This window comes from Streptomyces turgidiscabies Car8, assembly GCF_000331005.1.
Classification (GTDB): Bacteria; Actinomycetota; Actinomycetes; order Streptomycetales; family Streptomycetaceae; genus Streptomyces; species Streptomyces turgidiscabies.
This window is the reverse complement of the sequence record NZ_AEJB01000045.1, coordinates 1-13794: the sequence shown is the minus strand read 5'-3', so window position 1 is coordinate 13794 and position 13794 is coordinate 1. Positions and strand designations below refer to the sequence as shown.

The window sequence follows — 13794 nt, the reverse complement described above, 5'->3', positions numbered from 1 at the left end:
GGGGGGCGTGGGAATGGGCATGATCCGGAGCTGGAGTCCGGTCCGGGTGAACCCGCGTACCGCCGCCGCGCTGTTCCTCCTCCTCATCGAGGTCGCGCTGCTCGACGCAGGCACCCTCTCCGCCGCCGTCGCCCTCGCGGCGACCGCCGCGGCCGGGTCCGCGTTCGCCGCCTGCTCGCTCATCGTCTCCCGCTGCGCGCCCGCCGCGCCGCCCACCCGGGTCCGTACGGCCATCCGCGACCGCGCCCGCCGTACGGCCTTCCTGCCGCAACGGGACCCCGACGCCCGTGGCCGCACCCGCCCCCGCGCCCCCGGACTCGCCCTCCGGACGACCACCGCGTAGGGCGCAGCATCGAGCTCAGCACCGACAGCTGACATCCCCGCGCGGGTCGTCATACCGAGCTGCATCGATCTCCGTATCCACGGGATCTCCGGTACGACGAGACCCTCGGAGGGCTCACTCACCCATGTCCAGCTTCCTGTCCGCGTTCGCGGACCTGGTCGGCCGTCTCGCCGACCTGCTCCAGCCCCTCTTCCACAACTCCTCGGCGGCCGTCGCGATCATCCTGTTCACGGCGTTCGTACGACTCCTCGTGCACCCCCTCTCCCGTGCGGCGGCGCGTGGCCAGAAGGCGCGTGCCGCACTGCAGCCCAAGGTCGCCGAGCTGCGGAAACGGCACGCGAAGGACCCCAAGAAGCTCCAGCAGGCCGTCATGGAACTGCATGCCGAGGAGAAGGTCTCGCCGCTGTCGGGATGCTTCCCGAGCCTGTTCCAGCTGCCCGCGTTCTTCTTGCTCTACCACCTCTTCTCCAACCCGGAGATCGGCGGCCGGACCAACGGGCTCCTCACCCACACGCTGTTCGCCGCGCCGCTCGGCGACCGCTGGGCCGACGCGCTCGGCGGGGACGGGATCTTCGGGGCCGCCGGGCTCGTCTACCTCGGACTGTTCGTCCTGGTCGCCGCCGTGGCCACCTTCAACTACCGCCGTATGAAGCTGGTGATGGCCGCCAACCCGATGTCGGTGAACACCGGCGGTGGTGAGGCGGTGCCCGGGCTCGCGTCCGCCGCCAAGTTCGCGCCCTTCATGTCCTTCTTCACGCTCTTCTCCGTGGCCGTGATGCCCCTGGCCGCCGCGCTCTACATGGTGACCAGCACCACCTGGAGCGCGGTCGAACGGGCGGTCCTCTACCGCTGGCAGCTCGCGCCGCAGACGGGCGCGCAGACCGGCGCGCTGTCCGGTGCGTCGACCCGCCCCCAGTCCAGTACGTGAACCGGGTATTGCGGACCGGACGTCCACCTTGGACGATCGACCAGTCCTCCGATGAATGACGCGCGACGCACGTGACGCGTGACGACCGAGGACGTGACCGAGGGCACCACCAAGGGCATCACCCAGGAAGAGAGCGACCATGAAGCTGCTGCGAGTCGGTACGGCGGGGTCGGAGCGGCCCGCGCTCCTCGACGCCGAGGGAACCCTGCGGGACCTGTCGGGGGTCGTCCCGGACATCGACGGAACGCTGCTCGCCGACGACGCGGCGCTCGGCCGGATCCGGGCCGCCGCCGACGCCGGTGACCTGCCCGAGCTGGACGCGACCGGCCTGCGGATCGGGCCGCCGCTGACCCGCGTCGGCAAGATCGTGTGCATCGGGCTCAACTACCACGACCACGCCCGGGAGACCGGCGCCGAGCCGCCCGCCGAGCCGGTGATCTTCTTCAAGGCCGCGGACACGGTCGTCGGGCCGTTCGACACGGTGCTCGTCCCGCGCGAGTCGACGAAGACCGACTGGGAGGTCGAACTCGCGATCGTCATCGGACGTACGGCCCGCTACCTCGGCTCGCACGAGGAGGCGCTCGCGCATGTCGCCGGGTACGCGGTGTCGCACGACGTGTCCGAGCGCGAGTTCCAGCTGGAGCGGGGCGGCACCTGGGACAAGGGGAAGAACTGCGAGACGTTCAACCCCCTCGGGCCCTGGCTGGTGACCGCGGACGAGGTGCCGGACCCGCAGGGGCTCGGGCTGCGGCTGTGGGTGAACGGCGAGCTGAAGCAGAACGGCACCACGGCGGAGCAGATCTTCGGGGTCGCCGAAGTCGTGCGCTACGTCAGCCAGTTCATGACCTTGTACCCGGGTGACGTCATCAACACGGGTACGCCGGCCGGAGTCGCGCTGGGTGCGCCCGAGCCCAAGCCGTTCCTTCGGGCGGGGGATGTGGTCGAGCTGGAGATCGACGGGCTCGGGCGGCAGCGTCAGGAGTTCAAGGACGCGTGAGCGCTCCGCTGGGGGCGGGGAATTCGAGTGCCGGTCCGGTGGGGGCTTGTCGCGCGGGTCCCCGCGCCCCTGAGACGGCGCTGCGCGCCTCCTCAAGGGCCGGGGCGGCCACCGACGTGATCAGCTCCCGCAGCCTGGCGACGTACAGGCGCATGTTCTTCTGCGCCACGTCCGTGTCCGGGTGGCGGGCGGCGAACTGGAGGCCCTCGTGGAGGCGGGTGGTCCAGGCGCACACCTGGTCGCCGTACGACACCCGGATCAGGCCGTACGCCTTCAGCTCGTCCCACCGCTCCGAACCCGGGATGTCCCGGGTGTCGACGAACGAGACGATCGAGTACAGGTCCGGTGAGGTGGGCCGGAAGTCGGAGCCCAGCAGCTTCAGCACCCGGGCGATGGGCATCCTCGACAGAGGCCGCTTGGCCCGCAGCGCGGTGCGGACCAGGTCGAGCGCGCCGTCGAAGTCCGAGACCTCGCCCACCGGGATCTCCAGCGGCGCGCCGCCCACGTACCAGCCGACCGAGTCCGACCACTCCGACCTGGCCCGGGTGTGGAACGGGACGACGGTGCGGTACACCTGCCGGCCGCTGATCTCGCGCACGATGAGGGCGGTGGCCGCGAGGATGCCGACCATGCTGCCGCCGTACGGACGGCAGTACGCCTCGAACGCCGCCGCGTCCGCGTCGTCCGTGAGCCACTCCCGCATCAACTTCTGTGTGGGCAGCGGCCCTTCGGGGTCGAGGCCGAGGTCGACGGGGAAGTTGGGCAGCTTGCCGTCGCACCGGGCGATGAACTTCCGCCACTCGGCGACGATCGAGTGCGTCTCGTCGATGCCGTCGGCGTGCGTACGCTCGCTCGCGCAGAAGTCGACGTAACTGGCGACCGGCGCCGTGTCCACGGCCTTGCCGTCGAGGCCGGCCGTGTAGAGCTGGTGGATCTCGTGGGCGATGCGGAAGATCGAGTACGAGTCGACGTTTGTGTGGTCGAACGCGATGTAGACGCTGGTGGTGTCGTCCCTGACGACCGCGCTGTAGATGAAGTTCGGCCAGGTCAGCGCGTCCGCCGCGATGTCGAACCGATCCTGCAGATAGCGCGAGAGCGTCGCCCCGTCGCGGAAGTCGCCGACGTCCTCACGGTGCAGGACGACGGCGTCGGGTGCGAGGGTGAAGCGCCGCAGCTCGTCCTCGGGAGACCCGGGCGGGCCGTCCGCCCAGCGGAAACCGCTGCGCAGCGTCTCGTGCCGCAGCGTCCAGGCGCGCAACGCGTCCTGGAGGACGTCGAGATCGACCCGCCCGGGGATGTCGAAGGCCGTGCCGAGCCAGGTCGGTACGAACAGTCCGTCCTCGCGCACCGTTCGCGCGGTTCGGACATGAGCCTCCTGCACGTACGCGGGTGGGCGGGTGTCGTCCGGCAGTCGGGCGGCGCCTTCGACGGTCGTCGGATGCAGGGTCCAGGTCACGAGCCGTCCGGGCCGGATCTCGCAACGGTGGATATCGGTCAATCGCACGGGACTTCTCCGTTCGCATGCGTGTCACCGGGCTCCTGGATCTCGCCCGATGACACGTGCAGACCAACGACCGGATGCATCCGGAGGAAACGCCACCGCTTCAGGGCGTGCCAGATCCCCTCCAGTCCCTCACGTCTCCCGGTTACTTCAGCAGGTCGGCCAGGCGGCGCCAGCCGTCGCGGGGGAGGACCTCCCTGGACCGGCCGTCGATGATCTGGAGGGTGACATGGTCCGCGCCCGCCGTGTGGAAGGCGTCTATCCGCTCACGGATTCGGTCCTCGCTGCCCCAGGCGAACACCGCGTCGACCAGACGGTCGCTGCCGCCGTCCGCGATGTCGTCCTCGGTGAAGCCGATGCGCAGGAAGTTGTTGGTGTAGTTCGGCAGCGTCAGATACATGGCGAGGGTGCCGCGGGCGGTCGCCCGGGCCCGGTCCGGGTCCGAGTCCAGGACGACCTTCAACTCCGGTGCCAGCAGCGGTATTTCACCCAGGGCCGCACGGGCCTGCGCGGTGTGTTCGGGGGTGACGAGATACGGGTGCGAGCCGGCGGCGCGGTTCCGTGACAGCTCCAGCATCTTCGGGCCGAGCGCGGCCAGCAACCGGCGTTCGGCGGGCTGCCCGGCCGCGTCCAGGGCGTCCAGGTACTCGACCATCGCGGCGTACGGGCGACGGTACCGGTCCGCCATCCCGGCGTGACTCACCCCGAGGCCGAGCAGGAAGCGGCCGGGGTGGGACGACTCCAACTCCGCGAACAGGGACGCCGTTTCGGCCGCCTCGTACTGCCAGATGCTCTGGATGCCGGTCGCCACGACGAGCCGCGAGGTCGCCTCGACGAGCGGAACGGCGTGCCGTACGCCCGGGCTGCCGCCCAACCAGAGGGCGCCGAAGCCCAGTTCCTCCACTTCGGCGGCGGCCTCGGCACGCTCGGTGAGCCCCTCGGGGTCCTCCGAACGCATCCCGAAACTCCAGATGCCGTACCGCCCGACGGTCTCCTTCAGCGAGTTGACGTTGTCCATCGGTTCCGCGTCCTCCGAGGTCGGTCGGTGCCCTGCCCTGTGTGCAGTCCCAACCGGAGGGTCCCTCAGGATAATTCCCGCTACTACCTGCTACACCCCGCTACACCTTCAGGAAGATCTCCAGCGCCTCCACGACCATTCGGTGGTCCTGGAGCTGGGGCAGCCCCGACACGGTCACCGACCCGATCACGCCGACGCCCTCGACCGTGATCGGGAACGAGCCGCCGTGGGCCGCGTAGGTGTCGGGGTCGAGGCGCGAGTCGTCCTCGAATGTCGTGCCCTTGGCGCGGAACCGGGCGCCCACCAGGTAGGAGGAGGCGCCGTAACGCTCCACCACCCGGCGCTTGCGGTCGATCCAGGCGTCGTTGTCCGGGGTCGAGCCGGGCAGGGCCGCGTGGAAGAGCTGCTGGCCGGCCCGGTGGATGTCGACGACCACCGGCGCCTGCCGCTCCCGCGCCAGCTCCACCAGCAGCGAACCCAGTGTCCACGCGTCCTCGTGCGTGAACTGGCGGAACACCAAGTGCCGTTGCTGTGCTTCGAGTTCATCGAGGCTCGGGGTGAGTTCGGGCGCGATGCGCGGCCCGAGCGAAGGCTGTCCGGTCGCCTTGTGGCCGAGGTGCTGGCCGGTCTTCTGGCTGGTCATCGCAGGGTCACCGTCACCTTCTCGTTCGCGGAACGCCGAGCCGCTTCCAGTACGTCGAGCGCGGCTGCCGCCTCCAGCGCGGTCACCGGGTTGGGGCCGCCGTCGCGCAGGGCCGCGGCGATCGCAGAGTAGTACTTCTCGTACGCGCCCGGCAGTGTCGGCTCCGGCCGGCCGCCGCCGGTCAGCGGGGACTCCCCGGACCCGACCCGTCCCCACATGCCCTCGGGTTCGAGCCCCCAGCCGGTGTCCCCGGGCCGCCCGCCTTCCTTCAGGGCGGCCTCCTGCGGGTCGAGGCCGTACTTCACGTACCCCGCCTGTGCGCCCAACACCCGGAAGCGCGGGCCGAGTTGGGCGGTGGTGGCGGAGACGTACAGATGGCTGCGCACGCCGCTCGTGTGGGTGAGCGCGATGAACGTGTCGTCGTCGGTCTCGGCGCCCTGGCGGCGGATGTCCGTCTCCGCGTACACCGAGGCGACCGGGCCGAAGAGGACCAGTGCCTGGTCGACGACGTGACTGCCGAGGTCGTACAGCAGTCCGCCGAACTCCGCCGGGTCGCCGGACTCGCGCCAGCCGCCCTTGGTCTGCGGGCGCCACCGCTCGAACCGTGACTCGAACCGATACACGTCACCCAGCTCGCCCTCGGCGATCAGCTTTCGGAGCGTCCGGAAGTCGTGGTCCCAGCGGCGGTTCTGGAAGACGGAGAGGAGCAGTCCCCGCTGGTCGGCGAGGGCGGCGAGGTCACGCGCCTCGGCCGCCGTGCCCGCGACCGGCTTGTCGACCACGACCGGCAGGCCAGCCTTGAGAGCGGCGGTCGCGAGCGGGACGTGCGTCTTGTTGGGCGACGCGATGACGACCAGGTCCAGCTCGTCGGCGCGGGCGAACAGCTCGTCCGGGGCGGCTGCGACCCGTACGCCCGGGTGCTCGGTGCGGGCCTGCGCCTGCCGCTGGGGGTTCGCCGTGACGACGGTGTCGAGGACGAGGCCCTCGGTGGCGGCGATCAGCGGGGCGTGGAAGACGGACCCCGCGAGGCCGTAGCCGACGAGGCCGAGGCGGAGGGGGGCACCGGACGTGCCGGTCATTCCAGTCGTACCAGTCGTACCAGTCATGCCGTCCACTTTCGCAACGCTGTTGCCAAAGTGCAAGCAGCGGGGACAATGACTCAGGTGAACAGGACGAACGCCTCCGCCGCCACGACCGTCGCCGCCTCCGGCACGGTCCCCGGGGTGAACCTGTTGGCCCTGCGCAGCCACAACGCCGCGCTCGTCCTCGACCTCCTGCGCACGGCCGGCACCGAGGGCATCAGCCGCCTCGAACTCGCCGAGCGGACCGGCCTGACCCCCCAGGCGGTCAGCAAGATCACCGCCCGCCTGCGCACAGAGGGCCTCGCGGCCCAGGCCGGCCACCGCGCCTCGACAGGCGGCAAGCCCCGCACGGTCCTGCGCCTGGTACCGGAGGCGGGCCACGCGGTGGGCGTCCACCTGGACCGCGACGAGGTGAGAGCGGTACTGGCCGACCTCACGGGGACGGCGCTGGCGGAACGCCGGGCCCCCCTGGACCTGGGCGCGGGCGCGGATGCGGTGGTCGAGGGGGTGGCCGGAGTGGTCGAGGCACTGCTCGGCGGGGGGCCGGGGGAGGGCGGGGTCCGGCTCGGGCGTGGAGCGGGGGAGGCCGGGGGTCTGCTTGCGGAGGAGCCCGTGGGAAGCGGCGCGCTGCCCGGCGACCAACACGGGGAGAGCGAGGCGGCGCTCCGTCAGACCCCCGGGACGGCCGGTGTGCTGCCCGGCCAGGGATCCGGGGAGGCCGGAACGCTGCCCGGTCAGGGACTGGGAGGGGCCGGTGCGTCGCTCGGTCAGGGACTCGGGGAGGCCGGTGCGTCGCTCGGTCCGGGACCCGGGGAGGTTGGGGTGCCGCTCGGTCAGGGGTCTGGGGAGGCTGGGGTGCTGCCCGGCCGGGGACCTGGGGGTGCCGGAGTGCAATCCGGTCAGGGACTGGGAGGGGCCGGTGCGTCGCTCGGTCAGGGACTCGGGGAGGCCGGTGCGTCGCTCGGTCCGGGACCCGGGGAGGTTGGGGTGCCGCTCGGTCAGGGGTCTGGGGAGGCTGGGGCGCTGCCCGGCCGGGGACCTGGGGGTGCCGGCGTGCAACCCGGTCAGGGACTGGGAGGGGCCGGTGCGTCGCTCGGTCCGGGACCCGGGGAGGTTGGGGTGCCGCTCGGTCAGGGGTCCGGGGAGGCTGGGGCGCTGCCCGGTCAGGGGCCCGGGGGAGCCGGCGTGGCGCTCGCTGAATTGGCTGAGCGGGGGCGCGGGGCCGGCGGTTTCGGTGGGTCCCGTAGGGGAGGCGTCGGCATTCTCGGGGTCGGTGTTGCTCTTCCCGGCCCCCTTGATCACGCCGGAGGCGTCCTGCATCGGGTCACCGGGTTTCCCGAGTGGGACGGGTTTCCGTTGCGGGACGCGCTGGCGCGGCGGCTCGGGGTGCCGGTGGCCGTCGACAAGGACACCAACGCCGCCGCGTTCGGGCTGGCGCTCGGAGGCGAGGGCGGGTCCTTCGCCTACCTCCACCTCGGTACGGGGCTGGGGGCCGGTCTGGTGCTCGGCGGGACCCTGCACCGGGGGACCAGGACCGGGGCGGGCGAGTTCGGGCATCAGGTCGTCCAGCTGGACGGACCCCCCTGCGGCTGCGGCGACCGTGGCTGCATCGAGGCGCTGTGTCTCGCCGCGGTGGCTCGCGGCGACCTGGACGAGGCGGCCCGGGTGCTCGGCGTCGGCGCCGCGAACCTCGTGGGGCTGCTGGACATCGACCGGGTCCTGCTGGGCGGCCGTACCATCGCCGCCGACCCGGAACGCTTCGTACGAGGAGTCGCCACCGTCCTCGCCGAACGCGCCCGGCGCGAGGGCGCCGACCAGCCGGTACCCGTACGGGTCGCCCCCGGAGGGGCACGCGCAGTCGCCGAGGGCGCCGCCCAACTGCTCCTCGCACCGCTGTTCGGACGGGCGGAGGGGTAGCGGGACCCCGCCCTCCCCGCTCGCCCCGGTACAGAAAATCCCTGGGGTCAGCCGCCCCCGCCCTGCGACCCTTCCCTCATGACCGCACGCAACCGGCGCAGACGACCCCGCCGCAGACTTCCCCGGCACCTGGCCTGGTCGCTGACCACCACCGACGTCAACGAGTCCCTCGGTGAACTCGTCTCCCACATAAGGGAGTTGCGCTTCCTCACCGGGTCCGACAGCGGCACGAGCGTGCTCGGAGCCCGCTGGGTCGCCTCCGACTCCCCCAACTACGGCCGAGGTGTTGACCCGGACTACGTCGGCTTCTCCGTCGACGTCCACCCGGTCGACGCGGCCGAGCGCGCCGCCACCCGTGCCGTCCTGAAGGAAACCGCCCTCCCGCAACTCCACGCCTGGATCACCCAGGGCCTCGCCGCCCCCGAGACCTGGCGCCAGACCTCCCACCTCCGCTACTGGCACCTCACCGACGGCCACCTCGGCCACGCCGACGAAGAGACCTGAACCGGCGACCGAACCCGCTGTGCCGCATCCGCCGATCGGGCGCATGTGCGAGCCCGTTCGGGGCGTAGCGGCGGACCCTCCGGAGCGGTGCCGCTCACCGACTCCACCGGCCCGGCATGGTCATGTGTTCATGCGACTGTGTACCCGCGTGACCGCGCCAGTGACCGTCACCCTCACCGCTGCCGCCGCCCTCCTCGCCGCCCCCGGAGCCCTGACCGCCCCGGCGTACGCGGCCGGCTGCGGCACCGCCCCCGGCGCCCGTACCTTCCCCCTCACGACCCGGATCCACGGCGGGCCCGCCACCTACGAAGCCGGTGGTGAGCACCAGACCTGGCGCCTCGACCTCACCAACAACACCGCGCTCACCTGCACGGACATCCACCCCGTCCTCGTACTCGTCGACGAGCGCCGTGCCCTGACGACGGCTCAGCCGAGCCTGGAGTTCTACGACGGACACCGCGCCCGCCCCTATCCCGTACGGTTCGAGGCCACCGACGCCGACGAGACCATCGGAGTGTTCGAGGGCGACGGGTTTCCCGGATTCACCGTCGGGCCCGGACGGACCGTCTCCGTGAAGGTGCGGCTCGCGATCGGCGCCGGCGCGGTGGCCAACGAGGTCGTCGCCAACGCCGCGGTGGTCCAGCGGCACGACAAGGACAACGACGGCGACTGGGTCGGCGAGTCCAACGACTACCGCTTCCATGTCGTCCCCGACACCGACACCGACATCGACACCGACCCGGCGTCGGCCGCACCCGTACCGCCCACGCCCGGTTCCGTCCCCGGCGTACGGGAACCGGGACTTCCGACCGGCGCCGGTGAGCTCGCCGGCACCGGTCGACGCGACACCGCCCTCCGCCTCTCGGGCATCGCGCTCACCCTGCTGCTGAGCGGCGCCGGAGTCATGCTGCTCGCCCGGGTCCGAGGCGTGGGACGGACCTAAACCGGCCATTCCCCCAAGATCCGGCCTGTGACAGGCTGGGCGCACGCGACACCTCGTACGTGCGTACGGCAACGCAGCGCAGCGCAACGTATGGCATGGCGTCGCTTCGTAACGCAGGCAACGCAACACACATGCAGTGCAGGAGCAGGAGACCGGACATGGCAGACCGCAAGCCCATCGACTCGTGGCTCACCGACATGGACGGTGTGCTCATCCACGAGGGCGTGCCGATCCCCGGCGCCGATGCCTTCATCAAGAAGCTGCGCGAGTCGGGCAAGCCCTTCCTGGTGCTCACCAACAACTCGATCTACACCCCCCGGGACCTGCACGCCCGGCTGCGCCGCATGGGCCTGGAGGTGCCCGTCGACAACATCTGGACCTCGGCGCTCGCCACCGCCAAGTTCCTCGACGACCAGCGCCCCGGCGGAACCGCCTACGTCATCGGCGAGGCCGGCCTGACCACCGCCCTGCACGACATCGGGTACATCCTCACCGACCACGAGCCCGACTACGTCGTCCTCGGTGAGACCCGCACCTACTCCTTCGAGGCCATGACCAAGGCCGTACGCCTGATCGAGGGCGGCGCCCGTTTCATCGCCACCAACCCGGACGAGACCGGCCCCTCCACCGAGGGCCCGCTGCCCGCGACCGGCGCCGTGGCCGCGCTGATCACCAAGGCGACCGGCCGGAAGCCGTACTTCGCGGGCAAGCCGAACCCCCTGATGATGCGGACCGGGCTCAACGCGATCGGCGCCCACTCCGAGACCAGCGCGATGATCGGCGACCGTATGGACACCGACGTCCTCGCGGGCATCGAGGCCGGGATGCAGACCTTCCTGGTGCTCACCGGCCTGACCGGGCCCGACCAGGTCGAGAACTTCCCGTACCGCCCGTCCAAGATCGTCGACTCCATCGCGGACCTCGTCGACCGCGTCTGAGCCGCCCGCGACGCACGAACCCGAGGCCGTCCAAACCCCTCGCGACCCGTACGGAGCAGTCGTACCCGCTCCGGAGATGCGGACCGGCGACGGGAGGAGGAGTCTCCAGGTGTCTGGAGGTTCACGATGGGTTCCATGCGGCTCACTCTCTGTTCCGGCGCCGTGGTCGCCGCCGCGCTCACCCCCCTGCCCGTGGCGTACGCCGCCGACGGGGGCATCTCGGTGACCCCGGCGTCCCCGGCGCCCGGCAGCGACGTACAACTGGTCGTGCGCGGCTGTACGGGGAGGACGGGGACCGCGACGTCGGAGGCGTTCGTCGCCGATGTGCTGCTCGCGAGGCAGGGGGAGGACGGGGCGCTCGTCGGAGAGTCCCGCGTCCGCTCCACGCTCGGCCAGGGCACGTACGACGTCACGGTCGGCTGCGACGGCCGGCACGGCCAGGTCAAGGGCACGATCGCCGTGGCCGTGACGAACGAGGGCGCGGACGCTGGTGCGGGGGAGAGGCAGCCGTCCTACGCCGAGCCCTCCCGTGCGACTTCGACGGCCGCCTCGCCCTTCGCTCCCGTGCCCGCCGGCGGTGGCGGTGCGGCTAAGGAACTGGCCGCCGACGCGCGGGGCACCGGTCCCGGCACCGGGCAGGCGGTGGTCGGTCTCGTCCTCGCGGGTGTGGCGGCGGTCGTCGTCGCGGTGCGCGGGTTCCGCCGGGGCCGTGGGACGGACTGAACGCCATGTACGACAACGACCGAGAACCACCCTCCGGCACCGGCACAGGCGCAGGCACCGGACGCCTGACCATGGGCGTGGCCTGGGCGCTGCTGCTCCTCGGGCTGTGGATGTGGGGCCGCGAGGTGACGGACGTACGCCACGGCATATCCGCGCCGACCACCGGCGACATCGCTGCGGTCGGCCGCCCCCCTGACCCCGAACTCCCGCCCGCGCACGAGCCGTTGAGCGGCGCGGTGCCGCAGCGCGTGGACATCCCCGAACTGGGCGTGCAGGCCCCGGTGGTGGCCCGCGGCCTCGACCGGCGCGGCGCGATCGACCCGCCGCCCTTCGACCAGGCGGGCGTCGTGGGCTGGTACGGATCCGGCACCCGGCCCGGCGCCGCCGGTACCGCGCTCCTCGTCGGACACGTCGACACCGAGACCAGGCCCGCCGTCTTCTACAAGGTCGGCACCCTGCGGCCGGGCGCGACGATCCGGGTCACCCGCGCCGACGGCAAGGTCGCCGAGTTCACCGTCGACGACGTCCGGGTCCTGCCCCGCGACCGCTTCGACGCCCAACAGGCGTACGGCACCCGGCAGTCGGGCCGCGCGGAACTCCGGCTCATCACCTGCGGCGGTACGTTCGACCGGGCCTCCCGCACCTACACGGCGAACGTGATCGTGTCGGCGTACCTGACGGGCGCGGCCGCCTGACGCCCTGCCTCCGACCCGACCGTCCCACCCTGCTCGTCACCCTGCCCGGTCGACGACCCGCTCCCCCCAGAGCCGCCGACCGGGCTGGTCCTCGACCGCGCGCGCACGGGCTGCGGGAGTAACCCGGCGACCGGCGCGGGAGGTTCGATGCCCGTCCCCGAATGACACAGAAACGCGGACGGTCAACTGTTGGCCTGAGCTGGAGCCGTCTGAGACGACTGTAGAACGGATGAGCGTCCAGGCCTAGACGTGATTGACGCCAAGTCCCCGTCCAGTGGCGCTGAGTTATCCGCGCAGGTAGTAGATAGTTCTACGAGCTGGTACGCCGACGCCCCCAGGGCCCGCTGCTCCGGCCCCGAGGTACGGGAGTGCCCTGCCCGAACACGCTGTAACAGGTAACCGACAAGGCTCTGGCGACCTCGTGGGCGCCTGGCCACCTATGTCAGGATTGGGGCTTACGACACTGCATCCAGGGGGGACCAGGACAGTGCATCCGAGGGGGAGTTCGATGTTCGGCAGCAGGGGGGCGACCTGGGGGAGGGCGTCCATGGCGGTGCTGGGGGCGGCGCTGCTGTTCACGGGTTGTTCCTCAGGCAAGGGGGACGGCGACGAGCCGGCCAAGGAGGCGGGAGCCCGGATCACCCAACAGCCCAAGGGGACCAACCCGTTCTGGGTGAACCCCGACGGCAACGCGGCGGAACAGGTCGCCGCGTACGTCAAGGACGACAAGACCACCGACGCCGAGCAGATCCGGAAGATCGCCGAGCAGCCGACCGGCGAGTGGATCAGCCCGGAGAACCCGGAGGCGGAGGCGCGCGGCTTCACGGAGGCCGCGCAGAAGGCGGACCGCGCCGCACTCCTCGTCCTCTACAACATCCCGCACCGCGACTGCGGCCAGTACTCCAGCGGGGGCGCCGCCGACGGCGACAGTTACCGCGCCTGGATCGACGGCGTCGCCAAGGGCATCGGCGACCGCGCGGCCACGGTGATCCTGGAACCGGACGCGATCCTCCACCTGGTGGACGGCTGCACCCAGGACGAGTTCCACGAGGAGCGGTACGACCTGCTGAGCGGCGCGATCGACACGCTGTCGGCGCTGCGGAACACCAAGGTGTACCTGGACGCGGGAAACGCGGGATGGACGCATCCCGACCAGATCTTCGAGCCGCTGAAGTGGGCGGGCATCGACAAGGCTGACGGGTTCTCCGTCAACGTGTCCAACTTCTACTCGACGGCCGAGTCCATCGCCTACGGCAAGGCTTTGTCGGCGAAGGTGGGCGGGAAGCACTTCGTGGTGGACACGAGCCGTAACGGCAACGGGCCCTACACCGGGGGCGACGAGGACGAGAACTGGTGCAATCCTCCCGGGAGGGCGCTGGGGGAGGCTCCGACGGTGAAGACGGCGGACCCGCTGGTCGACGCGTATCTCTGGGTCAAGCGGCCTGGGGAGTCCGACGGGGAGTGCAAGGGTGGGCCGAAGGCGGGGCAGTGGTGGGCTTCTTATGCGTTGGGGCTTGCCAAGGCCAGCAAGTGACTACGGGGGTGGGGGGTTCTGTGGTGTG

14 protein-coding genes and 1 pseudogene are annotated in these 13794 nt (G+C 71.6%); 11 read left to right on the top strand and 4 right to left on the bottom strand.

The genetic code is table 11. The features are described from left to right. Positions 1-19: 19 nt before the first annotated feature. The 3 genes from STRTUCAR8_RS03330 (at position 20) to STRTUCAR8_RS03320 (ending at position 2268) form a co-directional block, all read left to right on the top strand. Positions 20-343: a DUF6412 domain-containing protein gene (locus STRTUCAR8_RS03330; RefSeq protein WP_044471562.1), complete on the top strand. Its 324-nt coding sequence runs from the start codon at positions 20-22 to the stop codon at positions 341-343. A 124-nt stretch (positions 344-467) separates the two neighbouring features. Then, a complete protein-coding gene (locus tag STRTUCAR8_RS03325) occupies positions 468-1271 on the top strand; it encodes a YidC/Oxa1 family membrane protein insertase (protein ID WP_006373994.1) in 804 nt (267 codons plus the stop codon). A gap of 139 nt (positions 1272-1410) precedes the next feature. After that, positions 1411-2268, top strand: coding sequence for a fumarylacetoacetate hydrolase family protein (locus STRTUCAR8_RS03320; RefSeq protein ID WP_006373984.1), 858 nt, complete (start codon positions 1411-1413; stop codon positions 2266-2268). Here the strand turns inward: STRTUCAR8_RS03320 and STRTUCAR8_RS03315 are convergent. From STRTUCAR8_RS03315 to STRTUCAR8_RS03300, 4 genes are all read right to left on the bottom strand, one after another. Beyond that, complete coding sequence (locus STRTUCAR8_RS03315; protein WP_006374007.1) at positions 2255-3772, bottom strand: condensation domain-containing protein; 1518 nt, start codon at positions 3770-3772, stop codon at positions 2255-2257. The two genes, STRTUCAR8_RS03320 and STRTUCAR8_RS03315, sit on opposite strands and share 14 nt — an antisense overlap. Before the next feature lie 142 nt (positions 3773-3914). Then, positions 3915-4787, bottom strand: a complete 873-nt coding sequence (locus STRTUCAR8_RS03310; RefSeq protein ID WP_006374012.1) for an LLM class F420-dependent oxidoreductase — start codon at positions 4785-4787, stop codon at positions 3915-3917. A gap of 100 nt (positions 4788-4887) precedes the next feature. Beyond that, entirely contained in the window at positions 4888-5430 is a 543-nt protein-coding gene (locus tag STRTUCAR8_RS03305; RefSeq protein ID WP_006373990.1) for a heme-degrading domain-containing protein, read from the bottom strand. Continuing rightward, complete coding sequence (locus STRTUCAR8_RS03300; RefSeq protein WP_006373995.1) at positions 5427-6509, bottom strand: Gfo/Idh/MocA family oxidoreductase; 1083 nt, start codon at positions 6507-6509, stop codon at positions 5427-5429. The genes STRTUCAR8_RS03305 and STRTUCAR8_RS03300 overlap by 4 nt, the downstream gene beginning before the upstream one ends. Before the next feature lie 75 nt (positions 6510-6584). Between STRTUCAR8_RS03300 and STRTUCAR8_RS55040 the strand changes: the two are divergent. The 8 genes and pseudogenes from STRTUCAR8_RS55040 to STRTUCAR8_RS03260 form a co-directional block, all read left to right on the top strand. Then, a pseudogene (locus STRTUCAR8_RS55040) lies at positions 6585-7053 on the top strand (winged helix-turn-helix transcriptional regulator); the annotation flags it as partial. A 281-nt stretch (positions 7054-7334) separates the two neighbouring features. After that, on the top strand, positions 7335-8429 hold the full coding sequence (locus STRTUCAR8_RS55550; protein WP_407705461.1) for an ROK family protein: 1095 nt from the start codon (positions 7335-7337) through the stop codon (positions 8427-8429). Positions 8430-8507: 78 nt separating this feature from the next. Then, complete coding sequence (locus STRTUCAR8_RS03285) at positions 8508-8933, top strand: hypothetical protein (RefSeq protein WP_006373989.1); 426 nt, start codon at positions 8508-8510, stop codon at positions 8931-8933. Positions 8934-9081: 148 nt separating this feature from the next. After that, entirely contained in the window at positions 9082-9876 is a 795-nt protein-coding gene (locus STRTUCAR8_RS03280; RefSeq protein ID WP_319355030.1) for a hypothetical protein, read from the top strand. Positions 9877-10034: 158 nt separating this feature from the next. Continuing rightward, positions 10035-10814 (top strand): HAD-IIA family hydrolase, encoded by a 780-nt coding sequence (locus STRTUCAR8_RS03275; RefSeq protein WP_006373991.1) that lies wholly within the window; start codon positions 10035-10037, stop codon positions 10812-10814. 126 nt (positions 10815-10940) lie between these two features. Beyond that, positions 10941-11537: a hypothetical protein gene (locus STRTUCAR8_RS03270; protein ID WP_006374008.1), complete on the top strand. Its 597-nt coding sequence runs from the start codon at positions 10941-10943 to the stop codon at positions 11535-11537. Positions 11538-11542: 5 nt separating this feature from the next. Further along, the gene (locus STRTUCAR8_RS03265; protein ID WP_006374006.1) at positions 11543-12232 is read left to right on the top strand and encodes a class F sortase; all 690 of its coding nucleotides are present in this window, start codon (positions 11543-11545) and stop codon (positions 12230-12232) included. A gap of 508 nt (positions 12233-12740) precedes the next feature. Continuing rightward, positions 12741-13766: a glycoside hydrolase family 6 protein gene (locus STRTUCAR8_RS03260; protein WP_044471557.1), complete on the top strand. Its 1026-nt coding sequence runs from the start codon at positions 12741-12743 to the stop codon at positions 13764-13766. Positions 13767-13794: the final 28 nt, after the last annotated feature.